Raw genomic sequence first — 26,590 nt, forward strand, 5'->3', positions numbered from 1 at the left:
GCATCCATGACGACCTCCGAGCCACCGGCGCCCGAGCCGCCGATCGACCCGATCGAGCCGTCCGAGGCGATCAAGAAGGACCACGGCCGGGCCGGCCGTGACCTCCGCGCCGCGGTCATCTCGGCCGTCGTGCTGGTCGCGGCGATCCTGGTGTCGCTCTTCTTCTGGAAGACCGCCTTCATGGGGATCGTCGCGGTCGCCGTCGTCGTCGCGGTGTGGGAGCTGCACCAGGGGCTGTCCGCCAAGGACATCGACATCCCCGAGCAGCCGCTCATGCTCGGTGGCGTCGTGATGGTCGTCGTCGCCTACGTCTGGGGTGCGCCCGCGCTCGTCACCGCCACGGCGGTCACGGCGCTCGTGATCATGCTGTGGCTGCTGCGCCGTGGCGTGGACGGCTACGTCAAGAACGCCACGGCGTCGGTCTTCACGCTCGTCTACGTCCCGTTCCTGGCGTCGTTCGTGGCGCTGCTGCTCGGCGAGGGCGGCACCGCCCCCGCGTTCGGCCTCGACCTCGACGACCCCGGCGTGCGCGGCGTCATCACGTTCATCGCGATCACCGTCGCCTCCGACACCGGTGGCTACGTCGCCGGCGTCCTGTTCGGCAAGCACCCGATGGCCCCGGTCATCTCGCCGAAGAAGTCCTGGGAGGGCTTCGCCGGGTCGATGATCGCCACCATCGCGGTCGGTGTGTGGCTGGTCAGCTCGTTCCTCGACGGCGACTGGTGGGTCGGGGTGATCCTCGGCATCATCGCCGCCGTGATGGCGACGCTCGGTGACCTCTGCGAGTCGGTGATCAAGCGCGACCTCGGCATCAAGGACATGAGCCAGGTGATCCCCGGCCACGGCGGCCTGATGGACCGGCTGGACTCGCTCCTCGCCACGATCGCCCCGATCTGGCTGGTGCTCTACTACCTCGTCTACTGAGGGATGCTCCACCTCGTCCGGCACGGCCGCCCGCTGATGGTTCCCGGCATGCCCGCAGCCGAGTGGGACCTCGACCCCGCGGCGTACGACGACGTCTGGGCGCTGCGGTCCTCGGGCCGTCTCCCCGCCCGGGCGGCGTGGCTCGCCTCGCCGGAGCCGAAGGCGCTCCAGACCGCGGGGCTGCTCACCGACGGCGAGGTCGGCGTGGTCGACGACCTGCGCGAGCACCAGCGGTCGGGGGAGTGGGTCGACGACTTCCCGGCTGCGGTCCGTCGGGCGTTCGCGGAGCCCGACGTGCCTGCGGCCGTGGGGTGGGAGCCCCTGACCGCGTGCCGCGACCGCGTCACCCGGGCCGTACGCCGGATCCTCGAGGTCCACGGTGACGACGACGTGGTCCTCACCGGCCACGGGACGGCCTGGACGCTGGTCGTCGCCGACCTGACCGGGGAGCCGCCCGACCTCGACCGCTGGGCGGCCCTGGCGATGCCTGACGTGATCAGCCTGCCGTGAGGTCGCGATGAACCTCCACTCGTACGAGTGGATGTTCATCGGGCGTCCCGCTCGATCTGCCGCACGTGCCCTGCATTTCCACGCGTGCGAGTGGAAATCCATCCCACCGCGTGCCACGCGCAGCCGCGCGCGACCGACGTCCTAGGCTGGACCCGTGGAGACGCAGGACGTGCATGCAGAGGTGGCGCCCCCGCAGGAGCGGCAGCGCTTCGCGTGGTGGCACGCCAGCCACCCCACGTTCGCGGGGATCACCGGCTTCTTCGCCGGGATGCTCTTCGTCACCGCGCTGCCCGGCGCATTCGTCGGCTTCCTGCGCCTGCTGTTCAGCTACGAGACCGCCGAGCAGCTGTTCCCCCTTGTGCTCCTCGCCCTGGCGTTGCCGATCTTCATGCTGGTCAAGCGCAAGACGCGCCGCTTCGCGCAGTTCATGTTCGTCGGCATGCTCGTGACCGCGCTGGTCGTCCTGGGCGTCACGTCGCTGGTCCTCTACTTCATGGTCGACGCCTGAGACCGTCCCGCTCGGGTCGCTGACTCGCCGCGGTGACCGTCGGGGTGGGAGACTCGGACACGATGTCCGAGACCGTTGAGCCCATCAAGACCCTGCCCCTCGTCTTCGACGAGCCGCGTGGCCGCAAGAAGCCGCCGCGCCACCTCGCCGACCTCGACGAGGCGGGCCGCAATGCGCTGCTCGAGGAGATGGGACTGCCGGGCTTCCGGGCCAAGCAGCTCTCCACCCACTACTTCGGCCGCCTCGTCGACGACCCCGCGGAGATGACCGACCTTCCCGCCACCCAGCGTGACGAGCTGGTCGCGGCGCTGCTCCCCGACCTGATGACCCCGCTGCGCACGCTCGAGGCCGACAAGGGCACCACCCGCAAGACGCTCTGGAAGCTGTTCGACGGCGCGCTCGTCGAGTCGGTCCTGATGCGTTATCCCGACCGGGCCACCGTCTGCGTCTCCAGCCAGGCCGGCTGCGGCATGGCCTGCCCGTTCTGCGCCACCGGCATGGGCGGCCTCCAGCGCAACATGACGACCGCCGAGATCGTCGAGCAGGTCGTCGCCGGCGCCCGGTCGATGGCCCGCGGTGAGGTGCCCGGCGGTCCGGGCCGCGTGTCCAACGTCGTCTTCATGGGCATGGGCGAGCCGCTCGCCAACTACAAGGCCGTCATCGGGGCCGTACGCCGCCTCGTCGACCCGTCGCCGGCGGGTCTGGGCATGAGCGCCCGCGGGATCACCGTCTCCACCGTCGGCCTGGTGCCACGGATCAACCAGCTGACCGAGGAGGGCATCCCGGTCACCCTCGCGCTGAGCCTGCACGCGCCCGACGACGAGCTGCGCAACGAGCTGGTCCCGATCAACACCCGCTTCTCGGTCGCCGAGACCGTCGAGGCGGCGTGGAACTACGCCCGCGTGACCAAGCGGCGCGTCTCGATCGAGTACGCCATGATGCGTGGCATCAACGACCAGGCCCACCGCGCCGACCTCCTCGGCGACGTCCTGAACTCCTACGGCGACTGGGGCTGGGTGCATGTCAACCTGATCCCGCTCAACCCGGTCGAGGGCTCGAAGTGGACGGCGTCCGACCCGGCCGACGAGCGCGAGTTCGTCCGTCGGCTCGAGGCCAAGGGCATCCCGACCACGGTCCGCGACACCCGCGGCCGCGAGATCGACGGCGCCTGCGGTCAGCTCGCCGCCAAGGAGTAGGTCCGTGCAGGCGTCGAGGCCTGTTCACGTGTCGTCTGCCTGACCCGGGGTGTCCGTTGCGGATCGCTTCCTAGCGTCCGTGGCATGGACCTGCTCGAGAGGCGGCGTCGCCGCCGCACGGCACCTGTCACCCACCTCTCCCGTCACGCCGGGACCGGTCAGCGGCTCCGCGTCCTGGTCGTCACCGAGTCCTTCCTGCCGCAGGTCAACGGCGTCACCAACTCCGTACGCCGCGTGCTCGAGCACCTCGCCGCCGAGGGCCACGAGGCCGAGCTGGTCGCGCCGACCGGCCCGTCGACGTACGCCGGCTTCCCGGTCACCCACGCCCGCGGGGCGAGCCTGCCGTTCTACTCCGAGTTCCGGATCGGGCTCGAGACCCGTCGCCGGCTGCGCGCCACGATGCAGCGGTTCGCCCCCGACGTCGTCCACATCGCCTCACCGGCGGCCCTCGGCTACCAGGCGGCCGGGGCTGCCCGCTCGCTGGGCATCCCCACCGTGGCGATCTACCAGACCGACCTCGTGGGCTTCGCTGATCGGTACGCCGTCCCCGGCGGCGCCCGCGCGATGGAGGCCCTGACGCGGCGGATCCACCTCGGGGTCGACCGCACCCTGGCGCCGTCGACCGCGAGCATCGACCAGCTCGACCGGCTCGGGATCGGCGACGTCGCGCGCTGGCCCAGGGGAGTGGACCAGGACCAGTTCCACCCCGGCCGTCGCGACGAGGCGCTGCACCGCGAGCTCGCACCCCACGGCGAGCAGCTCGTCGGGTACGTCGGTCGACTCGCGCCCGAGAAGGAGCTCGAGCTGCTCGCCCACGTCGACCGGCTCCCCGGCGTCCGGCTGGTGCTGGTCGGCGGCGGCCCCGAGGAGGCGCGCCTGAGGGCGCTGCTGCCGGACGCCGTCTTCCTCGGGGTGCTGCACGGTGACGAGCTCGCCCGGGCCTACGCCACGCTCGACGTCTTCGTCCACACCGGTCGTCACGAGACCTACTGCCAGTCCGCGCAGGAGGCGCTCGCCAGCGGCGTCCCGGTCGTGGCGCCGCGGTCCGGCGGGCCGATCGACGTCGTCGACGACACGGTCGCGGGCCACCTCTACGAGCCCGGCGACGCCGGCGAGCTGGTCCGCCATGTCGAGCGGCTCGTCACCCACCCGGTGCTCCGGCGCCGGATGGCGGTGGCCGCGCGCCAGAGCGTGCGTGGGCGGACCTGGCAGGCCGTCAACGAGCTGCTCGTCGAGCACTACCGCGACGTCAGCGTCCCCGTCGTGGGCCGTCGCCGCGCCGGCTGACGCCTCAGCCCGCCACCACCGCGACGGCCTCCTCGACGCTGTCGACGAGGTGCACGTGGCCCTCCATCGCCCGCCCGCGGGCCAGCGCCCGGAGCAGCGGCCACACCGGCAGCTCCTCGGTCCAGTGCGCCCGGCCGAGGAGCACCATCGGCGCGACGGACGAGGCGTCGGCGTAGTAGTTCTCGCAGGCGTCCTGGAAGACCTCCTGCACGGTGCCGCCGGCGCCGGGGAGGAAGACGATGCCGGCGTTGCAGATATCCAGCAGGAGCGCCTCGCGCGGTGCGTTGCTGAAGTACTTCGCGATGGACCTGGCGAACGGGTTGGGCGGCTCGTGGCCGTAGTGCCACGTCGGGATGCCCAGCGACTCCCGGCCGTCCGGGGTGGCGTCGACGACCTCGAACGCGGCGTCGGCCCAGGCGCCGATGCTCGGCCGGAAGGACGGCACCCGGGCGACCGTCGCGAGCGCGCCTGCCAGGTCGCCCGGCACGAAGGCGCCGAGGTTGGCGGCCTCCATCGCTCCCGGTCCGCCGCCGGTGGCGACCGTGTGGTGCGCGCCGAGCTCGTGGCCGAGCCCCGCCGCGTCGGCGTACGGCTGGCTGCCGCGCTCGACGGCGTGACCGCCCATCACGCCGACGATGTCGCGGCCGCGGACCCAGTCGGCCATCGCCGCGTCGACCTGGTGGTCGTGCAGCGCCCGTGCCAGCGTGTCGTCCGGGGTGGCCGGGCCCCGCGACCAGGCGTAGGCCCGGGCGTCGAGCGAGTCCTCGTAGCGAGGCGCGTCGTAGAGCTCGCGCGGTGAGTAGAGGGTCGTGCGGTAGGGGTCGACCGGAATGCCGGGGATGTCGTGGAGCACGATCCCGCCCGCCAGGCGTACGGCGTCGTCGTCACCGTCGGCGAACTCGCACCCGAGGAACAGCGACTGGGCCAGCGACCGCTCGAGCAGCGCCGGCCCGCGCTCGGTGAGGTCGAGACCGACCACCCGCCAGCCCGCGAGCGACCGCGCACCCCCGGCCAGGTGGCGGTCGAGGTCGGCGAGGGTGGTCACGTCGAGGACCCGTCCGCGGCTGTGCTTCACGGGCGCCAACCTATGCCGCTGGCCCTTGAGTCTCTGGAGACTCAGGGGCCAGCGGCGGTCAGAAGGCGTGCGCCATGAGCTCCCCGAACAGCTCCTGCTCGTCGACCGGGAGCCCGCGTGAGCGGAACCAGGCGCACATGTTGGCGCAGTCGCGCAGCAGGAAGTCCATCCCGCGCGGGTTGCCGACGAGGTCGACGACCTGCGGCAGGTCGATGATGACCAGCCGCTCGCCGGCGGCGAGGGTGTTGTAGGGCGAGAGGTCGCCGTGGACGATCCCCGACTGCACCATCGTGCCGAGCGCGTCGCGGAGCTGCTCGTAGTAGCTCTCGACCAGGTCGGGCTCCGGGCGCACCTGCGCGACACGCGGAGCGGTGTCGACCTCGCCGTCGACGGTGACGGTGATCCACTCCATCATCAGCTCGGTCTCGTCGATCTGGACCGGGTAGGGGACCGGCAGGCCGAGCTCCCAGCAGCGGCGGAGCGCGTTCCACTCCGAGATCGCCCACTCGCCGGCGGCCACCTGCTTGCCCCAGGTGGACTTCCGCTTGAGGGCGCGCTCGTCGCGCGAGCGCTTCATCGAACGGCCCTCGGTGTAGGCCGCGGCGCGGTGGAAGGTGCGGTGGTCGGTGTCCCGGTAGCGCTTGGCCGCCATGACGACGGCGCTGCCCGGGGTGTGCGGGTCCTCGCGCTCGACGAGGAAGACGTCGGCCTCCTTGCCGGTCTTGAGGACGCCGAGCTCGGTGTCGATGGCGCCGCTGGACACCACGACCCAGTCGGGTCGCGGTTCGGGGCCGCGCATCAGGGCCTCGAGGTCCTCCCAGCGGGACCAGCGTTGACCCTCGCCGAGCTCGTCGGCGTAGGTGTCGAAGTCGAAGACGAACGACTCGTCGATGCCCTCGAGGGGCGAACGGTCGTCAGGCCGGAGGAAGTCCTCCGGGAACTGCGGGTGAGTGTGGTGCGACAACGTGGGTGCTCCATGTGTGCGAAAGGTGGTCGGCGGACAGGCCGAGGACAGTGATGGACATGTCACGGCTCCTTTCGGACACGGGCAGCGCGGATCGACACCCGGTTTCGCGGCCAGTCTGACGGACCGGCTCGTTGCGCGCACGCGAATTACGGCGTGGGCTAGGTTCGGGCGGTGACCTCACGAGCCATGCCACGCCCGCTCCTCGCAGCCGCGATCTGCGCCGCCATGACCGTCGGCCTCACCAGCGCGACGGCCACCGCGGAGGCGCCGTTCGTCGCGCCCGTCGACGGGGCGTCGGGCATCGGCGACCCCTACTGGCCGCTCGACGGCAACGGCGGCATCGACGTGACGTCGTACGAGATCCGCAACAGCTATGCCTTCGACACCAAGCGGCTCGCCGGCCGCACCCGCGTCGAGCTGACCGCGACGAGCGACCTGCGCAGCCTCTCCCTCGACTTCCTGCTCGACGTCTCGAAGGTGACCGTCGACGGTGCTGCCGCCGACTTCACGAAGACCGACGAGGGGCACGAGCTGCGGATCACCCCCGCCGAGCCGCTGCTCGCCGGCACCGACCACGCGGTGGTGGTGTCGTACGCCGACCACCCGGCGTCGCACTCCTACGCGGGCGAGAACAGCTGGCTGGCCACCTCGCGCGAGGTCGTCACGATGAACGAGCCGCACATGGCGCCGTGGTGGTTCCCGAGCAACGACCACCCGCAGGACAAGGCGATGGTCGACGTGAGGATCCGCGTGCCCAACGGCCGCGAGGTGATCTCCAACGGCAAGCTGAAGGGACGGCAGGTCGGCAAGCGGTCGACGACCTGGCACTGGCGTGCCGACGAGCCGATGGTGCCCTACCTCGCGTTCTTCGCGGCCGGCGACTTCACCATCGCCAAGGGCGTCCACAAGGGGCTCCCGTGGCTGGTCGCCGTCTCCCAGGCGCTCGGCCAGGTCGACGAGGACGCCAGCATGCGGCTGATGCGCAAGACCCCGGCCGTCGTCGCCGGCCTCGAGAAGGACCTCGGCGACTACCCGTTCTCGGTCGTCGGCGGGCTCACCACCTCGATCAACAGCGGCTTCGCGCTGGAGAACCAGACCCGGCCCACCTATCCCGCCGTCGGCAGCAGCTACACCAGCCTCGTCGTGCACGAGCTCGCGCACCAGTGGTTCGGCGACGACGTCGCCGTCCAGCAGTGGCGCGACATCTGGCTCAACGAGGGCTTCGCGACCTTCATGGAGTGGCGCTGGTCGGAGAAGCACGGCGGCCGCACCGCCGCGACGATCCTCGACGACTACTACAGCAACGTCGGGGCCGAGTCGGACTTCTGGCAGGTCACCGTCGCCGATCCCGGCGCCGCGAAGATCTTCGACGACTCGGTCTACGGCCGCGGTGCGATGACGCTGCAGGCGCTGCGCAACCGCGTCGGCAACCAGGACTTCTGGCGGATCCTGCGCACGTGGATCCGCGAGCAGAACGGCGGCAACGGCTCGAGCGAGGAGTTCGAGGCGCTCGCCGCGCGGGTCAGCGGCGAGGACCTCACCGGCTTCTTCACCGCGTGGCTCCGCACTGCCGCCAAGCCGGCCAAGAGCGCCGACAACGGTCTCCTCTGAGGTCGCCCGTGGCACCCGTGAACTGGTTCCGGCCGCCCGCCGACGGCGACCCCGGCACGCTCAACGCCTGCTACGAGGCGCTCGACATCCACGTCGTGCGCGGCCGGGCCGACGACGTCGCCGCCACCGTCGAGGGGCAGGACCTCACCTTTGCCCGGCTGCTCACCGAGGTGGCCGCCTGCGGCGGGGTGCTCCGCGCCTTCGGCGTCGGGCTCGGCGACCGGGTGGTGGTGAGCGAGCTGTCGCCGGAGAACCGCATCGTGGTCCCGCTCGCGGTGGCCCGCGTCGGTGCTCTGGCGGCCTACGACAACACGGTGGGCGCCGCGGGCAAGGTGCGCGTCGACGCCACCGGGTTCGGGGTCGACGGCGACGAGGTGTCGTGGGACGTCGCGATGCGGGCCGGTCGCACCGACCCGGCGGGCTGCGCCGACGTGCCGGGTGACGCCGTCATGGCCACCCACGGCGACGACGTCCTGACCGTGCTGGCGGCCGTCGGCGCGTCGGACGACCACAAGCCCGCCACACCGGCCGGAGCCACGCTCGTCGAGGTCGGCGGCGTGAGGTTCTGGTCGTTCGACACGCCCTGAGCGGCCCGCCACGCACCTGACAGACTGGGCGCCGTGACCGCCCGCGACATCGTGATCCTCGGCTCGACCGGCTCCATCGGCACGCAGGCGCTCGACCTCGTCCGCGCCAACCCCGACCGGTTCCGCGTCGTCGGGCTCACCGCCGGCGGGTCCAACCCCGAGCTGTTCGAGGCGCAGGTCGCCGAGTTCGCACCTGCCTTCTCCGGGCTGGGGGAGGAGGCGTCGACCGAGGCCGCCGGCCGCGCGTGCGACGTCGTGCTCAACGGCATCACCGGAGCCGTTGGGCTCCGGCCGACGCTGGCCGCTCTCGACGCCGGTACGACGCTCGCGCTGGCCAACAAGGAGTCGCTGATCATGGGCGGCTCGCTGGTCACCGACCGCGCGCGGCCGGGCCAGATCGTCCCGGTCGACTCCGAGCACTCGGCGCTCGCGCAGTGCCTGCGCGCCGGGTCCCACGACGACGTACGCCGGCTCGTGCTGACCGCGTCGGGCGGGCCGTTCCGCGGGCGCACCCGCGACGACCTCGCCGAGGTCACCGTCGAGGAGGCCCTCCAGCACCCGACCTGGTCGATGGGACCGGTCATCACGATCAACTCGGCCACGCTGGTCAACAAGGGGCTCGAGGTGATCGAGGCCCACCTGCTCTTCGGCATCCCGCTCGACCGGATCGACGTCGTCGTGCACCCCACGAGCGACGTCCACTCGATGGTGGAGTTCGTCGACGGCTCGACGATCCTGCAGGCCAGCCCGCCGACGATGATGATCCCGATCGCGCTCGGTCTCGCGTGGCCCGACCGGGTGCCCGACGCCGCTCCCGGGTTCGACTGGAGCACGCCCGGCACGTGGGAGTTCTTCCCGCTCGACGACGAGGCGTTCCCGGCCGTGTCGCTGGCCCGGACCGCCGGCGGGCTCGGCGGCACCGCCCCCGCCGTCTACAACGCCGCCAACGAGGAGTGCGTCGAGGCGTTCCGCGGGGGACGCCTGCGCTTCGTGGACATCATCCCCACGGTTGCCGCGGTCCTCGCCGCCCACGACGTACGATCGGGGGAGCACCTCTCCGTGGACGACGTCCTCGCCGCCGATGCCTGGGCTCGCGAGGAAGCGTCGGCCCTGATCGCCGACAAGGACGTCCCTGCATGACCCCCCTGCTCTACACGTTGGGCGTCGTCGCCTTCGTCCTGGCGATCCTCGTCTCGATCGGGCTGCACGAGTTCGGCCACCTGGTCCCGGCGAAGAAGTTCGGCTGCAAGGTGCCCCAGTGGTTCATCGGCTTCGGGCCGACGGTCTGGAGCAAGCAGATCGGCGACACCGAGTACGGCGTGAAGGCCATCCCGCTCGGCGGCTACGTGAAGATCGTCGGGATGCTGCCCCCGGGCGCGCAGGACCTCGTCGAGGAGACGACGTACGACGAGGACGGCGAGCCGGTGCACAAGGTGCGCCGCTCCAACACCGGGATGTTCACCCAGCTGATCTCCGACGCCCGCGCGGCCGAGTGGGAGTACGTCAAGCAGCACGACACCGACCGGCTCTTCTACCGCCTCGCGTGGTGGAAGAAGGTGATCGTGATGGCGGGCGGGCCGATGGTCAACATCGCCATCGCGTTCTCGCTGTTCGTGCTGCTGTTCGCGACCTACGGCAACCCGCGCGACCAGGTCATCGAGCCGACCGTCGCGTCGGTGCCCGCCTGCGTGATCCCCGTCGAGGAGGCCGGCCGCGCCTGCACGTCCGACGACCCGCCCACGCCCGCTGCGCAGGCCGGGATCCGGCCCGGCGACGTGATCGTGAGCTTCAACGGCACGCCGTTCAGCGACTGGGACAGCTTCCAGTCGCAGATCCGCGACAACGCCGACGGCGATGCCGTCATCGAGGTCCGACGCGACGGCGAGCTGCTCACGCTGCAGACCAACACGACCGTCACGCTGCGCCAGACCTCGGTCGAGGACGACGCGCTCACCGAGGTCGGCTTCCTCGGCGTGCAGCCCGAGGTCAGCCTCGCGACGGGCGGCCCGATCTACACCGCCATCCAGATGGAGACGATGACGGTCGAGACGGCGAAGGCCCTCGGCCAGCTGCCGGTCAAGGTCTACGAGGTGGGCCGCGCGATCGTCGGGCTCCAGGAACGCGACCCCGAGAGCCCGGTCTCCATCGTCGGCGGTGGCCGCTTCGCCGGTGAGGCCGCGGCGAGCGACGCCTTCCCGATGACCGAGAAGCTCGTCACGCTCCTGTTCCTCATCGCGAGCTTCAACTTCTTCATCGGCATGTTCAACTTCGTGCCCCTCCTGCCGCTCGACGGCGGCCACATCGCCGGCGCGCTCTACGAGGGCCTCAAGCGCGGGCTCGCCCGCCTGCGCGGTCGTCCCGACCCCGGTCACGTCGACGTCGCCAAGCTGCTGCCGGTGGCGTACGTCGTCGGGCTCGCGATGCTCGTGATGGGCGTGGTCCTGATCGTCGCCGACCTCGTCGTGCCGCTGCACCTGAGCTGAGCTCGAGGCTCCACGCCGACTCGGGGAGACGGGGCACCCCCTCCTAGACTGGCGGCATGACTTCCGTCGGCCTGGGCATGCCCGCGCTCCCGCCCCCCGTCCTGTCGCCGCGTCGCCAGACCCGCCAGATCAAGGTCGGGTCCGTCGGGGTCGGCAGCGACTCGCCGATCTCCGTGCAGTCGATGACGACGACGCTCACGTCCGACGTCAACGCCACGCTCCAGCAGATCGCCGAGCTCACCGCGACCGGCTGCGACATCGTGCGTGTCGCCTGCCCGAGCCAGGACGACGCCGACGCGCTGCCCGCCATCGCGCAGAAGTCGCAGATCCCGGTCATCGCCGACATCCACTTCCAGCCGAAGTACGTCTTCGCGGCCATCGACGCCGGCTGCGCCGCCGTACGCGTCAACCCGGGCAACATCCGCAAGTTCGACGACCAGGTCAAGGAGATCGCGAAGGCGGCCAAGGACCGCGGCACGTCGATCCGCATCGGTGTCAACGCCGGGTCGCTCGACAAGCGGATCATGGACAAGTACGGCAAGGCGACGCCCGAGGCGCTCGTCGAGTCGGCCGTCTGGGAGGCGAGCCTCTTCGAGGAGCACGACTTCCACGACTTCAAGATCTCGGTCAAGCACAACGACCCCGTCGTGATGGTGCGTGCCTACGAGCTGCTCGCCGAGGCCGGCGACTGGCCCCTGCACCTCGGCGTCACCGAGGCCGGCCCGGCCTTCCAGGGGACCATCAAGTCCTCGGTCGCCTTCGGGCACCTGCTCAGCCAGGGCATCGGCGACACGATCCGCGTCTCGCTCTCCGCGCCCCCGGTCGAGGAGGTCAAGGTCGGCCTCCAGATCCTGGAGTCGCTCAACCTCAAGCCGCGCCGTCTCGAGATCGTCTCCTGCCCGAGCTGCGGCCGCGCCCAGGTCGACGTCTACAAGCTCGCCGAGGAGGTCACCGCCGGCCTCGACGGGCTCGAGGTGCCGCTGCGCGTCGCCGTGATGGGCTGCGTCGTCAACGGTCCCGGCGAGGCCCGTGAGGCCGACCTCGGCGTCGCGTCCGGCAACGGCAAGGGCCAGATCTTCGTCAAGGGCGAGGTCATCAAGACCGTCCCCGAGTCGCAGATCGTGGAGACCCTCATCGAGGAGGCCATGCGCCTCGCCGAGGGCATGGAGCCGGTCGAGGGCTCCGAGGCGTCGGTCTCCGTCTCCTGACGCTCCACCATGGGATGTCGACCGACCTGCACGTCCCACGGTCGATCAACCATGGGAAGTGCAGGTTCGCCGACATCCCACGGTGAAGCAGCAGGACAGCACGCACGGCGTGAGTAGGCTCCGAGCGTGCTGAGGACCCGCGGGGTAGGACAGGTGCGCGTGCTGGGCCCGGGCGACCGGGACAGCTTCGTCGCGCTCGCGGAGCAGGACCCGGTGGTCAACGTGTTCGCCGACTACCGCGCCCGCCTGACCAACCTCGACGAGCGGTGGCTCGGCGGCCAGGTGTGGGGACGGTTCGAGGACGACGTGCTCGTCGCCGGGTGCCACCTCGGAGCCAACCTCGTGCCGGTGCAGTGCACGCCCGCCGACGTCGGTGCCTTCGCCGACGTGGCGCTCCGGCGCCGCAACAGCGTCGGGACGATCGTCGGGCCCAGCGACGTCGTGGCGGCGCTGTGGGAGCTGGTCGGTCCGAAGTGGGCGCAGCCACGCGAGATCCGGGCGCGCCAGCCGCACCTCCAGACGGACCGGCTCCCGACGACACCGGGCGACCCCGGCGTACGCCTCACGACGCCCGCGGACCTCGAGGTCCTCTACCCGGCCTGCGTCGCGATGTACACCGAGGAGGTCGGCGTCTCGCCGGAGAACGACGCAGGCGGCGGCGACCTCTACCGCGCACGGATCCGCCAGCTCATCGGCCGCGGCTGGTCGATGGCGAGCTTCGACGACGCCGGAGTGGTGTTCAAGGCCGAGGTGGCCTGCGCGACGCCGTACGCCGCCCAGGTGCAGGGCGTCTGGGTGCGACCGGATCGCCGGGGCGAGGGCCTCGCGGTGACGGGCATGGCGGCGGTCGTGGAGCACGTCCTGGGGAGCGGCATGGCCCCGGTCGTCTCGCTCTACGTCAACGAGTGGAACGAGCCCGCACGGGCGGCGTACGCCCGGGTCGGTTTCGAGCAGACCGCGACCTTCGCCACGATGATGTTCTGACCCACCGGAAAAGGTCTGCGAAGAAAGTTCTGCCGGAGGTGTATCAGCACGGCGGTGCCGTGCACCTGTGCTGACATGGGGACAATGGTCACCATGTCGGAGAACCGGAGAGCTGAGGGGCAGCTCGAGCAGTCACCGTGGGACAAGGCCAGTGGGGCGTTCATCGCGTGGAGGTCGGGGGACCCCACCGCCGTGGACGAGCTGGTCGCCACGATGACACCGGTGCTCTGGCACGTGGTGAGGGCATACGGGCACGACCGCGAAGCGGCTGAAGACGTCATTCAGGCGACGTGGGTCGGGTTCGTGCGCCTGCACCAGACCATCGAGGACCCCAAGGCGGTCGCGTCCTGGCTGATCACCTCGGCCAGGCGCGGCGCTGCCGCCCATGCCAGGACCGCGCGTCGTGCGGCCCCGGTGCAGGACGAGACGCTGCACGCCGTGCTCCCGGACGAGGAGTCGGCGGAGGCGCTCGCCGTGCGTGGCGACGAGGCGGCACGGCTGTGGGGAGCCGTGGCGTCCGTCGACGAACGCTGCCGCAAGCTGTTGCGCGTCGTTGCCTTCATGGACCGACCGGACTACCACTCCCTGAGCCAGGACCTCGACATGCCCGTCGGGAGCATCGGACCCACGCGGGCCCGCTGCCTGGCGAAGGTCCGAACTGCACTGACGAAAGGAGGCGGGCGATGACTGACGGGGACGCTGGAGCAGACGTTGCTCTCCTCGAGGAGCTGCGCACCATGTGGGTGACCTACGACCCTCCGCCGCCCGGCCTGACCGCCGCGATGATCGCCGTCGTCGCCGCCGCGGACCTCGACGAGGAGTGGGAGCTGCTGACACTGGTCAGCGACTCGGCCCACGAGCCCGCCGCACAGGTGCGCGGTCTGAGCACCGCTCGGGTGCTCTACTTCAACGCCGCGGCCGGCTGGTCGCTCGAGGCCGAGATCGACGGCAACGACGTCAAGGGCCAGCTGCTCGACCACCCCGGAGACCCGGGGTCCGTCGAGATCGCGCTGGAGAACCGCGACGGCGCGTCCTGGACGACCGAGGTCGACGAGGTCGGCTTCTTCGCCCTCGAGGCCGAGGCGGTCGGTTCCGTACGGTTCGTGGTCACCATCGACGGCCGGATCGCCCGCAGTCGCTGGCTCGACGTCTGAGGACGGCTCGCGCCTGACCGGGCACGGGGCCGGTCAGGCAGGGCTGCTCACTCGCGGCCCGTCACGAGAACGGGTGCAGCTCCCGGTGTGGTCCGATGATCGGGTCGGAGTCGTGGACCGCGGTCGCCAGCACGGCGTCGCGGGCCTCGGCCGCCGACGACCCCGTCTCGCTGATCTGCCGGGCGATCATCCCCGCCACGACCGGCGCCGCGAACGACGTACCGCTCCAGCGCGCCAGGCCCGTGGAGAACACGCGTACGTCTCCCTTGTCGGGCGTCTCGTGGCACACGAAGGTGCCGTCGGGGAAGGCATTCACGAGGTTGCGCCCGAGCGTGAAGACGTCGGCGGAGACGCCGTAGTTGGAGAACTCCGACACGCGACCGTCGCGGTCGAGCGAGCCCACGCCGACGGCCCAGCGGAAGGCAGCGGGCCAGAACGGTGCGGCCCACGAGTCGTTGCCCGCTGCGGCGACGAGCACGCAGTCGGCGTCCTCGAGGTAGCGGCGGTGGAATCGACGGAAGGCGATCGACGGGCGGTCCAGGTGGGTCCGGCAGCCGGCCGACAGGTTGATGACCTGTGGCTTGTGCTTCATCGCCTGCTCGAGCTGGATGACGATCTCGGACTCCAGGATGCCGCCGCCGCCGACGCCGCCGACGGCGAAGCCCTCGACGTGGACCTGCGTCTTCGGCGCCATGCACCGCACGACGCCCGCGATGAACGTGCCGTGTCCGGCGTAGGGCCGCAGCTCGGGCCCGTTGTCCTCGTCGTCTCCCGTCACGCCCTCGAGCCACGGCGTACGTCCGTCGGTGCCGGACGGCGGGTTCCACCCGGTGTCGACGACGACGACGCTGACCTCGCACCCCTTCTCCTGCGGGGCGACCGGCGGCCACGGCTCGGTCAGACCGGTCTCCTGCGGCTCCACGGCGGGACAGGCCGTACCGCCGCCACCCCCGCCCGGGGAGACGTGGACCCAGTGGTCGGGCGTCGCCGCCCCGGGGCGCAGTCCGCTCCGTTCGAGGAGGTCGACCACGTCGGGCACGGTCTCCCCGCCGGGACGTGCCGGCAGCACGTAGCGCACGAGGTCGCCACCCAGGATGCGTACGTCGTCGCGACGCGGCTCTCCGGCGAGGAGGTCCTTGTCGAGCCGGTCGAACGCAGCCTCGAGCGCGTCGACGTCCTCGTCACCCACGAGCAGGTGGTCGGGGTGGAACAGGAACGTGAAGTCGGCCGGCGCCTCGGTGTTCCAGGCGACCTGTCCGTCGTTGGCCTTGCGCAGGTCCCTGAGCTGGTCCGTGCTGCGTCGTCGTCGGTCGTCGCCGATCATCCAGTCGCCCATGGTCCGACGCTAGTCCCGGGAGGGGCTCCACGGTGCGGATTCCGCACAAGGGCCGAGCCCGATCGGCAAGGATGGTGCCGTGGACCGGGCCGAGGCGGACGAGGTGCTGCGCACGGTGTTCACCGACCTGGCCGCGGCGCGCGCGACGGCCGAGGCCGAGCTCGTCGCGGACCCGGACCCCCACATCGCCTCGATCGGGCACCAGGTGGTCGGGATCGTGCTGCGCGAGCTCGGACATGCCGACCGGGCGATCGCCGAGCTGAGGACCGCGCTGCGGCTCGCGCGTCGGTCCGACGATGCCGAGCGGTGGCCGGACGTGGTGGCCACCCTGGGGATGTCGCTGGCGCTCACCCGCCGGGTGAGCGAAGGACTCCGCCACCTCGATCACGCCGCAGCCGCGCTCGAGGGGCTGCCCCGGGGCCGCGTGCTGGTGCGCCGTGCGTACGTCACGGGGCACCTGATGGCCCGCTTCGAGGAGACCGCCACCGACCTGCGCGAGGCGCGCCGCCTCTTCGCCGGCGCCGGTGACGAGGTGTGGGAGGCGCGGGCGCTCAACCTCCAGGGCCTCGCCGACGCCAAGCTCGGCTCGCTGGACTCGGCTGCCGAGGCGTTCGCGCTGTTCGGGGAGCTGTCGGCCCGCGCGGGCCACCCCCTGGAGGTCGCGATCGCACGCCACAACGTGGGCTGGGTGTCCTACCTGCGGGGCGACCTGCCGCAGGCGCTCGAGGCGTACGCCGACGCGCGGGCGCAGTTCGACGCGCTGGGCATGACGAGTGTCGACCTCGTCCTCGACCAGGCCACGTCCTACCTGGCCGGCGGCCTCGCGGACGACGCCCTCGCCGTCGCCGAGCAGGCCCTGGTCGCCCGGCCCCTCCTGGCCCGCGAGCGCGCCGACCTGCTCGTCTCGGTGGCCGAGTCGGCCCTGGCGGCGCGGGACTGGCCCCGCGCCGCCTCGGCAGCCGACGAGGGCGCGGCGCTGATGCGCGCCCAGTCGCGCCGCGTCCCCAGCCTGGAGGCCGACCTGTTCGCCATCGCCGCGCGGACCGAGATGGGACTGCCGTCCGGACCGCTGCTGCGCCGCGCTGAGCGGCTGGTCCACCGGATGCGGGAGGCCTCGATGCCGCAGCTCGCCCAGGCGCTGCTGCTGGGGGCGCGACTGGCGCGGGACGTGCGCTCGCCCCGCGCGGCCGCCCTGGCCGCCGCGTGGCTCGAGGAGGCGTCGGCCAGCCGCCACGCCCGCACGCACGCGGTCCGCGCGCTGGGCTGGCTCGCGCTGGCCCAGCGCCGTGACGCCGCCGGCGACCGCGGCGGCGTGCTGCGGGCGTGCGACCGCGGGCTGCGCGCGCTCGACGAGCACCGGGCGACCCTCGGCAGCCAGGAGCTCCGCGCGGTCATGACGGGTCACGGAGGCGCGCTCGCCGAGCTCGGCACCCGTACCGCACTGGCCTCCGGCGACAGCCGCCGGCTGCTCCAGTGGTCCGAGCGCTGGCGCGCCAACGCCCTCGTCCTACCGTCGACCGCCGCCGCCCACGATCCGGGGACCGCCACCGACCTCGCCGCCCTCCGCGCCCAGCACCAGGTGCTCACCGCGGCGCGCGCGCAGGGCGAGCGCACCGACCAGCTCCAGGCACGCGTCACCCGACTCGAGCAGCTGGTCCGCCGGCGGCTGCTGCACGCCCGCGGCACGGGCGAGACCGCCTCGACGCTGGACGTCGCAGAGCTCCTCGACGCCCTGCGCGCCGACGACACGGTGCTGGTCGAGCTGACCGAGGTCGACGGATCGCTCCACGCCCTCGTCGCCGGGCGCGGACGTGTCCGCCACCTCCACGTCGGCGACGCGGCCAGCGCGGCGAAGGCCGTCGACTTCGCGCTCTTCTCGCTGCGGCAGGCGGCGCGTGGTCGACGGGCCCAGCTCGACGTCGCCGGCGCCCGGCTCCAGCGCGCGCTGCTCGGCGACGCGCTCGACGGCCGTGGTGCATCACGGGTCGTCGTGTCCGGGACCTCGACCCTCCAGGGCGTGCCGTGGGGGTTGCTGCCGGCGCTCGCCGACCGCCCCGTGACGAGTACGCCGTCCGCGCGGCTGTGGCTCCGCGCCCGATCGGCTGCCGCGCAGACCGACCGGCGGGTGATGCTCGTCGGGCCGGGCCTGGGCAGTGGTGGCGCCGAGGTGCCCGCGGTGGCAGCCCAGGACGACCGGGCCGAGGTGCTCGACGGCGACCGCGCCACCGTGGCGGCCTCCCTGGCCGCGCTCGACGGCGCCGCGCTCGTCCACGTCGCTGCCCACGGACACTTCCGCGAGGACAGCCCGCTCTTCTCCTCCCTCACGCTCGCCGACGGACCGCTCCTCGTGCACGACCTCCAGCACCTGACCCACCCGCCGCACCGCGTCGTGCTGTCGGCCTGCGAGTCGGGCGTGATGGCGCCCGTCGGCGACCAGGAGCTCCTCGGCCTGGCCGCGGCGCTGCTGTCGATGGGCACGGCAGGAGTCGTGTCCAGCCTCGCCGAGGTCGACGACGCGGCGACCGTCGAGGTGATGGTGGCGCTGCACGCCGCCCTGCGCGAGGGCGGCGGGCTCGGCGACGCGCTGCTCGCCGCGCGTCAGGCGTCTGCCGGTGACCAGGTGCTGGCGGCCACCGCGGCGTCGTTCACCGTGGTGGGGACGTGACGGTCAGGGTGCCTGCACCTTCACCGGGTCGGTCGCGTTCTCGCACGTCGCAAGGGTGCAGCGCACGGTCGCGGCCTTGCGCTGGCCGTTGACGTCCAGCAGCACGACGCCGGTGGACTCCCACGACCAGCCGTCGAACCATCCCGTCGTCCAGGTCGCGAGCTTGCGGCCCTCGATCGCGCGCAGGTGGATCTCGCCGGGGCCGAGCCCGTCGGTGAGCTTGTGGAAGGTCAGCATCTGCGTGCCGTCGGGGGAGAAGGCGGCGACCCGCTCCCGGCACGAGCGCCAGATCTCCGTGCGGGGCCTGCTCAGCGTGCTCACGACCATGCAGCCGCCCTCGTAGGGGTCCTTCGTCCACGTGGTGAGCAGGTCGTGCGACAGGTCGACGTCGCCCGACAGCCCGCGAGCCAGGGTGCGCGTCCGGTTGCGTGCGAAGCCCCACGCGAAGGTGCGGCTGTCGCTGCCCAGGACGACCTTCTTCGCGTCCACGTCGAGGACGTCGGCGTACGCCATCGGACCCTTCGCGCCGAGCTCCTCGCCGTCAGCGGCGCGGGCGACGTGCACGACCACCTTGCTGCCCCTGCTGACGTACCGCGGCCAGGCGAGCGTGGTGCCGTCAGCCGACAGGACCACGCTCGAGGGGTCGATGTTGCGGAGCACGTCGGTGACGGAGCCGTCGCCCGAGACCCGGACCACACGACGGTTGCGCTTGTAGTCCGCGTTCTGCGTCCCGACCAGCCAGTCGCCGTCGGACTCGCCGACGATCCTGGCGATGCGGCCCGGGAGCTCCACCCGCCGGTCGCCGTCCACGAGGACGTCGCCCCACTGCCCGTCCTCGAGGTGCGGCACGGCGATGTCCGCGCCGCGCGGGAGCTCCTCCGGCTGGAGCTCGACGGCGGGCGCGGCGGCCTGCGCGGGCAGCGCCAGCGAGGCGATCGCGAGGACGGCGACGGTGATGATCGAGCGACGCATGGTGGTTCCCCCTGAGAAGTGGTGTCGGGTGGGAGACGCGCCGCAGGGACCGGTGGTTGCGCGGAAGGTGAATCTGGTTCGTCGTGCCCGGTGGCCCGCACCTATCCTTGCGCGCATGGCAGCCCGCATCCTCCGCATGTCCTCCCTCTTCGTGCGCACGCTGCGCGACGACCCCAACGACGCCGAGGTGCCGAGCCACAGGCTGCTGGTCCGCGCCGGCTACATCCGCCGCAACGCCCCGGGCATCTACACCTGGCTGCCGCTCGGCCTGCGCGTGCTGCGCAAGATCGAGGGCATCGTCCGCGAGGAGATGGACGACATCGGCGCCCAGGAGCTGTCGTTCCCGGCGCTGCTGCCCCGCGAGCCCTACGAGGCGACCAACCGCTGGACCGAGTACGGCCCCAACATCTTCCGTCTCCAGGATCGCAAGGGCGCCGACTACCTCCTCGGCCCCACCCACGAGGAGATGTTCACCCTCGTGGTCAAGGACCTCTACTCGTCCTACAAGGACCTGCCGCTCTCGATCTACCAGATGCAGACCAAGTACCGCGACGAGGCGCGTCCCCGCGCGGGCCTGCTGCGCGGGCGCGAGTTCATCATGAAGGACTCCTACTCCTTCGACGTCGACGACGCCGGCCTCGACGCGTCCTACGCCAAGCACCGCGAGGCCTACATCCGCATCTTCGACAAGCTCGGCTTCGAGTACGTCATCGTGCGCGCGCACGCCGGCGCGATGGGCGGCTCGAAGTCCGAGGAGTTCCTCGCCAAGGCGTCGGTCGGCGAGGACACCTACGTCACCTGCCCCGTGTGCGGCTTCGCCGCCAACGTCGAGGCCGTCGAGACGCCCTCGCCCGCCCCGGTGGCGTACGACGACGCGCCCGAGGCGCATGTGGAGGACACCCCCGACACGCCGACCATCGACTCCCTCGTCGAGCTGCTCAACGACCGGTTCCCGCGCGAGGACCGCGCGTGGCTGGCGGAGGACACGCTCAAGAACGTGCTGTTCGTCGTCACCCAGCTCGACGGCACCAGCGAGCCCCTGGCGATCGGCGTCCCCGGCGACCGCGAGGTCGACGCCAAGCGCCTCGAGGCGACGCTCTACCCGGCTGAGTTCCGGCCCTTCGGCGAGGAGGACTTCGCGAAGTACCCCGACCTCGTCAAGGGCTACATCGGTCCCGGCGTGCTGGGGGAGAAGGGCTCGTCCGGCATCCGCTTCCTCGTCGACCCGCGGATCGTGGAGGGCACCCGCTGGGTGACCGGCGCCGACCAGCCCGGCCGTCACGCGATCGACCTCGTGGTGGGTCGCGACTTCACCCCGGACGGGACGATCGAGGCCGCCGAGGTGCGCGCCGGTGACCCCTGCCCGCGCGGCGACGGGATCCTCGAGGCCGCCCGCGGCATCGAGATGGGCCACATCTTCCAGCTCGGCAGGAAGTTCGCCGACGCCCTCGGCCTCCAGGTGCTCGACGAGAACGGCAAGCTCGTCACGGTGACGATGGGCTCCTACGGCATCGGCCCCTCGCGCGCCGTCGCCGCGATCGCGGAGAACACGCTCGACTCGATGGGCCTCTGCTGGCCGCGCGCCGTCGCGCCGGCCGACGTCCACGTCGTCGCCGCGGGCAAGGACGACGCGATCTTCGACGCAGCCGAGAAGCTGGCCGAGGACCTCGCCGCCCAGGGCGTCGAGGTGATCTACGACGACCGCCGCGGCAAGACCAGCCCGGGCGTGAAGTTCAAGGACGCCGAGCTCATCGGGGTGCCGACGATCGTCACGGTCGGCCGCGGCCTCGCCGACGGCACCGTCGAGGTCCGCGACCGGAAGACCGACGTCCGCGAGGAGGTCGCGGTCGACGCCGCGGCCGCCCACGTCGTCGCCGCCGTCCGGTCCTGATCCTTGGGGCGCCCCCTGGGCGTGGGCCCGGACGAAGATCCACTCGTACGAGTGGAAGCTCATCGGGCGCGCGTCAGCACGATCGCGATCCGGAAGTTCTCGAGGTGGAGGTAGGTCCGCTTCCGGTCCTGGGTGACGTGACGGACGTTGTCGAGGATCGCGGCGAGGGGCGCGGCGCGCTCGCACCCGGGCTCGTCGGCGAGCTCGAGCTCGAACGGCGTGGTCATCGCGAAGGCCCCGTCCTCCAGCGTGAAGCCGGCAGCCCGGTTGCTGCAGCCGTCGTACGCCTCCACGGACGAGTCGCGGAAGACCAACCGGAGGTCGAGGTCGCGGTAGGTGTCGTCGTGCTCCCTGCCGCCGCTGCTCGCGCCGGCGATCGTCGCTCTCCACTCGCCCTCCAGGTCGGCGGCCTCGGGACCGGTCGGCGGGTCGAACGACGGTGGCGGGCTGCCGTCGGGGCCGACAGGCCCGGAGACGCCCTCGTCCTGGGTGAACGTGTCGATCCGGGTCACACCGTCGGACTCGTAGACAGGCGTCGACAGCGGCTCCCCGCTGCCGGCTCCCGGCACCCACGGCGGCGGCTCGTCGAGATCGCCGCGTCGGATGTAGCCGGTGCGACCGCAGTCGCCGACGGCCGCGAGGAGGTCGGGCTGTGGTGAGCCGTCGGTCGCGCTGCCGTAGGTCTCGCCGGCGGCGTTGGTGAGGTAGCTCGGCCCGGCGGGGACCGGGTCCTTCGGTGGCACCGGGTTGCCCTTGTCGCAGGCCTGCTCGGGCACCGGGTCCGCGATCCGGTCCACCGAGTGCGCGCGGTCGTCGTCCGGCACCACCTGCGCCAGCGCCGTCCCAGCGCCGACGGCGAGGACGCACGCACCCGCTACCAGTGCGACGGTGCGGTGCGCACGACGTCGGCGCCCGGCATGGGCAGCCGCGACGATCGCGGGCAGCGGTGCCGGCTGGTCGGGGAAGGTCTCCGCCAGCCGCTCGAGCAGGCGGGTGGTCTCGTCGGTCATGGGGTGGTCCCGTCACGGAGTGCGTGGAGGTGCTCGTCGGAGGCCAGCTGGCGGTGGGCCCGCGAGAGACGGCTCTTGACCGTCCCCTCGGCCACGCCGAGCGCGTCGGCGATCTGCCGGTCGGTGAGGTGGGCGTAGTAGCGCAGCACGACGACCTCGCGCTGTCCCGCGCCGAGACCGTCGAGGGCGTGGGCCACGGCGTCGGCGCCGTCCACGCCGTCCGTCGCGTCGGGCGCGACCTGGTCCGGGAGCGGGGCGGTCGGCCGCTCCTGCCACCAGCGCCGCCGCCGCGAGCTGCGGAACTCGTTGACCAGGATCTTCATGACGTACGCGTCCGGGTGGCTCGCAGCGGCCACCCGCGACCACGAGACGTAGGCCTTCATCAGCGTCGTCTGGGCGAGGTCCTCGGCCTCGTGGTGGCTGGCGCCGAGGAGCACGGCCGATCGTGCCAGGGTCAGCCAGCGGGCGGCAGCGTACGTCGCGAACGCGCGCTCCCGGTCCTCGTCCACCGCACCCCCTCCAGGTCCTCGTCCCGACGCACGTGAGATGACCGGGCATCCCCGAAAGGTTCCCGATCCTGTCGGCTAGGTTCGCGCCATGTCGAGCACGCGTATCGAGGCTGTCATCTTCGACTGGGGCGGGACGCTCACGCGCTGGCACGACGTGGACTTCCACGCCGAGTCCGTCGCGCTCGCCCAGGCCGTACGCACGACGCCCTCGCCCGACGACGACCACCACGCGCACGCAGAGAGGCTCCACCGCGCCGGCGACGTGATCTGGGGACGCAGCCGCGACCACCAGCAGAGCTCGACGATCGCCGACCTCTTCGTCGAGGCCGGCCTCGACCACGACCCCGACCTGCTCCGGGCCTACTACGACTTCTGGGAGCCGCACACGCTCACGGACCCGGAGGTGGGGCCGATGTGGGAGGAGCTCCGTGCGGCGGGCGTGAAGGTCGGCGTGCTCTCCAACACGATCTGGCCCCGCGCGTGGCACGTCGGCTTCTTCGAGCGCGACGGCGTCTACGACCTCGTGGACGGCGACGTCTACTCCAGCGAGATCCCGTGGACGAAGCCGTCCCCGCGCGCCTTCGCTGCCGCGATGGACGCGGTGGGCGTCAGCGATCCCGCGGCCTGCGTCTACGTGGGGGACCGGCTCTTCGACGACGTGTGGGGCGCCCACAACGCCGGACTGAGGGCGATCCACGTCCCGCTGAGCAGCATCCCGGCCGCGCAGGTCGGGCACACCGAGGGCGAGCCCGACGCGAGCGTGACCTCGCTGCTCGAGATCCCCGGGATCGTGCGCACCTGGAGCCGGGCCTGACCGAGGCCCGCCCTGCATCTTTGTGCGTTGCAGGAACATGCAAGTCGGATGCGCTTTCGCATCTGCTGGATCGAATGCATGATTGTGCATGCGGCTCCACCACCCCCACAGGAGGAGCTCGCACAGGGTGATGCTGACCAACCCCATCAAGCGGTCCGCGTCCTCGGCCCTTGGGAGAGATCTCGGGACTTTCCCAAGGGCTGAGGCCGCGGGCCGTTTCTGTGTGTGCCGGACCGGCTGAGTCGAGTTGAGTCGAGCTGAGTCGAGCTGGGTCGAGCTGGGTCGAGCTGGGTCGAGCTGGGTCGAGCTCAGTCGAGCTCGGGCGCTCCCGGCCAGGTGCGCGGTCCACCGCCCAGCTCGAGCTGCCAGGTGGCCGACCAGATCGCCTCGGCCAGCGCCCACTCGCGCACGGCACCGACCGACTGGGCGACGAGCGCGAGCAGCACCTCGACGCTGGACTCCTCGGTCGCGACCGCCTCGGCCTGCACCTGGGCCACCCGCAGCAGCGGCCCGTCGAGCTCGTACGCCGCTGCGGCGGCCACCGGCACACCTCCGGCCTCCTCGACCAGCACGCGCAGCCGGTCGCGGCGCGCGCGGTGGCGTCGGTAGCCCGTGGTGAGTGCGTCGTAGAGCGCCGGCGTCGCCGCCTGCGAGGTCCGCGCGCCGAGCACGCCGTAGGTGTAGAGCGCCGCGTGCTCGTCACCGAGGGTGTCCTGCAGGGCGTCCAGGACCGTCATCGCGTGTCCCCTCGGCGTTGTTCGGGGGAGCGAAGCGGAGGAGAAGGACGTCGTGGGGTGGTCCTCATGGTGCGGCCCCGTCCGCGAGGGCGGCGGCGTGCTGCGACGTCGAGGCCGCGACGCTCGCGAGGACCCGCGCGAGGTCGCCGCTGCGCGCGTCGAGGCACCCGGTGCGCACCTCGCGCAGCAGGCGCTGCTCGGAGCGCCGGACGGCGGTGAGCACGGCGGGCACGCGCGACGGGAGCGAGGGCGGCTCGGCAGTCGGGACCTCGGACTCCGGCACGGCCCCGACGAGCAGGTCGAGGTGGGCGGCGTGCGCGACGAGGACGGGGTCGAGGCGGGCGGCCAGGTCGGGCGCAGCCGTCACCGCCGCGTCCAGCACGCCGCGGGCGCGCACGAGTGCGGCCACGACCGATGCGACCAGTGCGGAGTCCTCGGGCGGCTCGGGTGTCGGGGCCGACGTGCCCTCGGCCCGGGGCGGCGGATCGATGTCGCAGGCGGCGAGGACCATCGGTGCGGCGAGCGCCGAGCCCAGCGTCGTACGACGTGAGAGCGGGCGTCCGGGCACCCCCGAACCCTAGGCGACGTCCGGCCGGACCGGACCAGTCGGCGGCGAGTGACCGGCGTACGGTCCCGGCCGCTATCGTGTCCCCTCTACAACTTCACAGGAGGTCGCAGCCCCATGAGCACCGCCCGCCAGGACGCCACCCGGGACCGCATCGAAGCAGAGCTGGTCGACCCCTTGAAGGAGCTGGGCTTCGACGTCGAGGCCGTCGAGGTCACCCCGGCCGGCAAGCGTCGCGTGCTGCGTGTCGCCGTCGACAAGGACGGGGGAGTGACCCTCGACGACGTCGCCGACGCCACCCGGGAGGTCTCGCGGGTGCTCGACGACTCCGACGTGATGGGCGAGATGCCCTACACCCTCGAGGTCACCTCGCGGGGCGTGGACCGTCCGCTCACCCTGCCGCGCCACTGGCGCCGCAACGAGGACCGCCTGGTCAGGGCCACGCTCGCCGACGGCAGCGACCTGACCGGCCGGATCGTCGCCTCCGACGACACCGCCGCGACGCTCGACGTCGACGGCGAGCGCCGCGAGGTGGCCTTCGCCGACGTCGCCAAGGCGTTGGTGCAGATCGAGTTCAACCGCAAGACCGACACGAGCGACACGAGCGAGGACGACTGATGGACATCGACCTGAGCATCCTGCGGATGCTGGAGCGCGAGAAGGAGATCTCCTTCGAGGTGCTTGCCGAGGCCATCGAGCAGGCCCTCCTCACCGCCTACCAGCGCGCCACCGAGTCCCAGCACCCCGCGCGCGTCGAGCTCGACCGCCAGAGCGGGCACGTCACCGTGTGGGCGCGCGAGGTCGACGAGGAGGGCACCGCCGGGCCGGAGTACGACGACACTCCCGCCGGCTTCGGCCGGATCGCGGCGACGACCGCCAAGCAGGTGATGCTGCAGCGGCTGCGCGACGCCGAGGACGAGATCCGGTTCGGCGAGTTCTCCGGCAAGGAGGGCGACATCATCTCGGGCGTGATCCAGCAGGGTCGCAACCCCGACGACGTGATGGTCGACCTCGGCAAGCTGGAGGCGATCCTGCCGATCAGCGAGCGCGTGCCCGGGGAGAGCTACGTCCACGGCGAGCGGATCAAGTGCCTGGTCACCTCGGTCCGCAAGGGCATGCGCGGACCGCAGATCACCCTGTCGCGCTCTCACCCGACGCTCGTCAAGAAGCTCTTCGCGCTCGAGGTGCCCGAGATCGCCGACGGCACCGTCGAGATCGCCGGCATCGCCCGCGAGGCCGGCCACCGCACGAAGATCGCGGTCCACTCCACCGTCCCGGGCGTCAACGCCAAGGGCGCCTGCATCGGCCCGATGGGCCAGCGGGTGCGCAACGTGATGAGCGAGCTGCACGGCGAGAAGATCGACATCGTCGACTGGGCGGAGGACCCGGCCGAGCTGGTCGCCCACGCCCTGTCGCCGGCGCGGGTCACCTCGGTGGAGATCGTCGACCTGGCCGCGCGCTCGGCCCGGGTCGTCGTGCCCGACTTCCAGCTCTCGCTCGCGATCGGCAAGGAGGGGCAGAACGCCCGCCTGGCCGCCCGGCTGACCGGCTGGCGCATCGACATCCGCTCGGACGAGGCACCGGCCGACGACTGAGT

General features: G+C 72.1%; 26 protein-coding genes. 18 read left to right on the forward strand and 8 right to left on the reverse strand.

Going from position 1 to position 26,590, the window contains the following annotated elements:
• Window positions 1–6 precede the first annotated feature (6 nt).
• From JI751_RS07090 to JI751_RS07110, 5 genes are all read left to right on the forward strand, one after another.
• Complete coding sequence (locus tag JI751_RS07090; RefSeq protein WP_201935110.1) at window positions 7–924, forward strand: phosphatidate cytidylyltransferase; 918 nt, start codon at window positions 7–9, stop codon at window positions 922–924.
• A gap of 3 nt (window positions 925–927) precedes the next feature.
• A complete protein-coding gene (locus JI751_RS07095) occupies window positions 928–1,434 on the forward strand; it encodes a histidine phosphatase family protein (RefSeq protein ID WP_269090412.1) in 507 nt (168 codons plus the stop codon).
• Window positions 1,435–1,588: 154 nt separating this feature from the next.
• On the forward strand, window positions 1,589–1,942 hold the full coding sequence (locus JI751_RS07100) for a hypothetical protein (protein WP_236665821.1): 354 nt from the start codon (window positions 1,589–1,591) through the stop codon (window positions 1,940–1,942).
• A 62-nt stretch (window positions 1,943–2,004) separates the two neighbouring features.
• Entirely contained in the window at window positions 2,005–3,138 is a 1,134-nt protein-coding gene (rlmN, locus tag JI751_RS07105; protein ID WP_201935112.1) for a dual-specificity RNA methyltransferase RlmN, read from the forward strand.
• Window positions 3,139–3,222: 84 nt separating this feature from the next.
• Complete coding sequence (locus tag JI751_RS07110) at window positions 3,223–4,425, forward strand: glycosyltransferase family 4 protein (RefSeq protein WP_201935113.1); 1,203 nt, start codon at window positions 3,223–3,225, stop codon at window positions 4,423–4,425.
• Window positions 4,426–4,429: 4 nt separating this feature from the next.
• Here the strand turns inward: JI751_RS07110 and JI751_RS07115 are convergent, their stop codons facing one another.
• Window positions 4,430–5,500, reverse strand: a complete 1,071-nt coding sequence (locus JI751_RS07115) for an LOG family protein (protein WP_201935114.1) — start codon at window positions 5,498–5,500, stop codon at window positions 4,430–4,432.
• Between the two features lie 58 nt (window positions 5,501–5,558).
• Complete coding sequence (locus JI751_RS07120) at window positions 5,559–6,464, reverse strand: serine protein kinase RIO (protein WP_236665823.1); 906 nt, start codon at window positions 6,462–6,464, stop codon at window positions 5,559–5,561.
• Window positions 6,465–6,638: 174 nt separating this feature from the next.
• Here JI751_RS07120 and JI751_RS07125 point away from each other — a divergent pair, with 174 nt between their 5' ends.
• From JI751_RS07125 to JI751_RS07160, 8 genes are all read left to right on the forward strand, one after another.
• Window positions 6,639–8,078 (forward strand): M1 family metallopeptidase, encoded by a 1,440-nt coding sequence (locus JI751_RS07125; protein WP_201935115.1) that lies wholly within the window; start codon window positions 6,639–6,641, stop codon window positions 8,076–8,078.
• An 8-nt stretch (window positions 8,079–8,086) separates the two neighbouring features.
• Window positions 8,087–8,665 (forward strand): hypothetical protein, encoded by a 579-nt coding sequence (locus tag JI751_RS07130; protein WP_201935117.1) that lies wholly within the window; start codon window positions 8,087–8,089, stop codon window positions 8,663–8,665.
• Window positions 8,666–8,698: 33 nt separating this feature from the next.
• Window positions 8,699–9,805: a 1-deoxy-D-xylulose-5-phosphate reductoisomerase gene (locus tag JI751_RS07135; protein WP_201935118.1), complete on the forward strand. Its 1,107-nt coding sequence runs from the start codon at window positions 8,699–8,701 to the stop codon at window positions 9,803–9,805.
• On the forward strand, window positions 9,802–11,148 hold the full coding sequence (locus JI751_RS07140; protein ID WP_201935119.1) for a M50 family metallopeptidase: 1,347 nt from the start codon (window positions 9,802–9,804) through the stop codon (window positions 11,146–11,148). The genes JI751_RS07135 and JI751_RS07140 overlap by 4 nt, the downstream gene beginning before the upstream one ends.
• A gap of 56 nt (window positions 11,149–11,204) precedes the next feature.
• Window positions 11,205–12,356 carry a flavodoxin-dependent (E)-4-hydroxy-3-methylbut-2-enyl-diphosphate synthase gene (ispG, locus tag JI751_RS07145; RefSeq protein ID WP_201935120.1) on the forward strand — a complete coding sequence of 384 codons (1,152 nt, stop codon included), beginning with the start codon at window positions 11,205–11,207 and terminating at the stop codon, window positions 12,354–12,356.
• Between the two features lie 126 nt (window positions 12,357–12,482).
• The gene (locus JI751_RS07150) at window positions 12,483–13,340 is read left to right on the forward strand and encodes a GNAT family N-acetyltransferase (RefSeq protein WP_307813955.1); all 858 of its coding nucleotides are present in this window, start codon (window positions 12,483–12,485) and stop codon (window positions 13,338–13,340) included.
• A gap of 192 nt (window positions 13,341–13,532) precedes the next feature.
• Window positions 13,533–14,027: an RNA polymerase sigma factor gene (locus tag JI751_RS07155; RefSeq protein ID WP_307813958.1), complete on the forward strand. Its 495-nt coding sequence runs from the start codon at window positions 13,533–13,535 to the stop codon at window positions 14,025–14,027.
• On the forward strand, window positions 14,024–14,494 hold the full coding sequence (locus tag JI751_RS07160; protein WP_201935122.1) for a hypothetical protein: 471 nt from the start codon (window positions 14,024–14,026) through the stop codon (window positions 14,492–14,494). Before JI751_RS07155 ends, JI751_RS07160 begins: the two co-directional genes overlap by 4 nt.
• A 61-nt stretch (window positions 14,495–14,555) precedes the next feature.
• On the opposite strand, the gene JI751_RS07165 is transcribed toward JI751_RS07160, so the two are convergent.
• Window positions 14,556–15,830 (reverse strand): S8 family peptidase, encoded by a 1,275-nt coding sequence (locus JI751_RS07165; RefSeq protein ID WP_201935123.1) that lies wholly within the window; start codon window positions 15,828–15,830, stop codon window positions 14,556–14,558.
• 79 nt (window positions 15,831–15,909) lie between these two features.
• Between JI751_RS07165 and JI751_RS21750 the strand changes: the two genes are divergently transcribed.
• Window positions 15,910–18,495: a CHAT domain-containing protein gene (locus JI751_RS21750; protein WP_201935124.1), complete on the forward strand. Its 2,586-nt coding sequence runs from the start codon at window positions 15,910–15,912 to the stop codon at window positions 18,493–18,495.
• Between the two features lie 3 nt (window positions 18,496–18,498).
• On the opposite strand, the gene JI751_RS07175 is transcribed toward JI751_RS21750, so the two are convergent.
• On the reverse strand, window positions 18,499–19,467 hold the full coding sequence (locus JI751_RS07175) for a hypothetical protein (RefSeq protein ID WP_201935126.1): 969 nt from the start codon (window positions 19,465–19,467) through the stop codon (window positions 18,499–18,501).
• Window positions 19,468–19,582: 115 nt separating this feature from the next.
• On the opposite strand from JI751_RS07175, the gene JI751_RS07180 reads away from it, so the two are divergent.
• Window positions 19,583–21,358, forward strand: coding sequence for a proline--tRNA ligase (locus JI751_RS07180; RefSeq protein ID WP_236665824.1), 1,776 nt, complete (start codon window positions 19,583–19,585; stop codon window positions 21,356–21,358).
• A 59-nt stretch (window positions 21,359–21,417) separates the two neighbouring features.
• Here the strand turns inward: JI751_RS07180 and JI751_RS07185 are convergent, their stop codons facing one another.
• Both JI751_RS07185 and JI751_RS07190 read right to left on the reverse strand, forming a co-directional pair.
• On the reverse strand, window positions 21,418–22,368 hold the full coding sequence (locus tag JI751_RS07185; RefSeq protein ID WP_201935127.1) for a hypothetical protein: 951 nt from the start codon (window positions 22,366–22,368) through the stop codon (window positions 21,418–21,420).
• A complete protein-coding gene (locus JI751_RS07190) occupies window positions 22,365–22,877 on the reverse strand; it encodes a SigE family RNA polymerase sigma factor (protein WP_201935128.1) in 513 nt (170 codons plus the stop codon). The genes JI751_RS07185 and JI751_RS07190 overlap by 4 nt, the downstream gene beginning before the upstream one ends.
• Window positions 22,878–22,965: 88 nt before the next feature.
• Between JI751_RS07190 and JI751_RS07195 the strand changes: the two genes are divergently transcribed.
• Entirely contained in the window at window positions 22,966–23,691 is a 726-nt protein-coding gene (locus JI751_RS07195) for an HAD family hydrolase (RefSeq protein ID WP_201935129.1), read from the forward strand.
• A gap of 308 nt (window positions 23,692–23,999) precedes the next feature.
• Here the strand turns inward: JI751_RS07195 and JI751_RS07200 are convergent, their stop codons facing one another.
• On the reverse strand, window positions 24,000–24,428 hold the full coding sequence (locus JI751_RS07200) for a DUF4439 domain-containing protein (RefSeq protein WP_201935130.1): 429 nt from the start codon (window positions 24,426–24,428) through the stop codon (window positions 24,000–24,002).
• Window positions 24,429–24,492: 64 nt separating this feature from the next.
• Window positions 24,493–24,996: a hypothetical protein gene (locus JI751_RS07205; protein WP_201935131.1), complete on the reverse strand. Its 504-nt coding sequence runs from the start codon at window positions 24,994–24,996 to the stop codon at window positions 24,493–24,495.
• 114 nt (window positions 24,997–25,110) lie between these two features.
• Here JI751_RS07205 and rimP point away from each other — a divergent pair, with 114 nt between their 5' ends.
• Together rimP and nusA are read left to right on the forward strand one after the other, a co-directional pair.
• A complete protein-coding gene (gene rimP / locus JI751_RS07210) occupies window positions 25,111–25,611 on the forward strand; it encodes a ribosome maturation factor RimP (protein ID WP_201935132.1) in 501 nt (166 codons plus the stop codon).
• Window positions 25,611–26,588, forward strand: a complete 978-nt coding sequence (gene nusA / locus JI751_RS07215; protein WP_201935133.1) for a transcription termination factor NusA — start codon at window positions 25,611–25,613, stop codon at window positions 26,586–26,588. Before rimP ends, nusA begins: the two co-directional genes overlap by 1 nt.
• Window positions 26,589–26,590 lie beyond the last annotated feature (2 nt).

The sequence above is a fragment of the Nocardioides baculatus genome, assembly GCF_016735675.1.
In the GTDB taxonomy this organism is placed as follows: domain Bacteria; phylum Actinomycetota; class Actinomycetes; order Propionibacteriales; family Nocardioidaceae; genus Nocardioides; species Nocardioides baculatus.

Coding starts and splice junctions, on each gene's coding strand:
- JI751_RS07090 (WP_201935110.1), top strand. CDS start 7: ATGACGACCTCCGAGCCACCGGCGCCCGAGCCGCCGATCGACCCGATC.
- JI751_RS07095 (WP_269090412.1), top strand. CDS start 928: ATGCTCCACCTCGTCCGGCACGGCCGCCCGCTGATGGTTCCCGGCATG.
- rlmN (WP_201935112.1), top strand. CDS start 2,005: ATGTCCGAGACCGTTGAGCCCATCAAGACCCTGCCCCTCGTCTTCGAC.
- JI751_RS07110 (WP_201935113.1), top strand. CDS start 3,223: ATGGACCTGCTCGAGAGGCGGCGTCGCCGCCGCACGGCACCTGTCACC.
- JI751_RS07140 (WP_201935119.1), top strand. CDS start 9,802: ATGACCCCCCTGCTCTACACGTTGGGCGTCGTCGCCTTCGTCCTGGCG.
- ispG (WP_201935120.1), top strand. CDS start 11,205: ATGACTTCCGTCGGCCTGGGCATGCCCGCGCTCCCGCCCCCCGTCCTG.
- JI751_RS07160 (WP_201935122.1), top strand. CDS start 14,024: ATGACTGACGGGGACGCTGGAGCAGACGTTGCTCTCCTCGAGGAGCTG.
- JI751_RS07165 (WP_201935123.1), bottom strand. CDS start 15,830: ATGGGCGACTGGATGATCGGCGACGACCGACGACGACGCAGCACGGAC.
- JI751_RS07175 (WP_201935126.1), bottom strand. CDS start 19,467: ATGCGTCGCTCGATCATCACCGTCGCCGTCCTCGCGATCGCCTCGCTG.
- JI751_RS07180 (WP_236665824.1), top strand. CDS start 19,583: ATGGCAGCCCGCATCCTCCGCATGTCCTCCCTCTTCGTGCGCACGCTG.
- JI751_RS07185 (WP_201935127.1), bottom strand. CDS start 22,368: ATGACCGACGAGACCACCCGCCTGCTCGAGCGGCTGGCGGAGACCTTC.
- JI751_RS07195 (WP_201935129.1), top strand. CDS start 22,966: ATGTCGAGCACGCGTATCGAGGCTGTCATCTTCGACTGGGGCGGGACG.
- JI751_RS07200 (WP_201935130.1), bottom strand. CDS start 24,428: ATGACGGTCCTGGACGCCCTGCAGGACACCCTCGGTGACGAGCACGCG.
- rimP (WP_201935132.1), top strand. CDS start 25,111: ATGAGCACCGCCCGCCAGGACGCCACCCGGGACCGCATCGAAGCAGAG.
- nusA (WP_201935133.1), top strand. CDS start 25,611: ATGGACATCGACCTGAGCATCCTGCGGATGCTGGAGCGCGAGAAGGAG.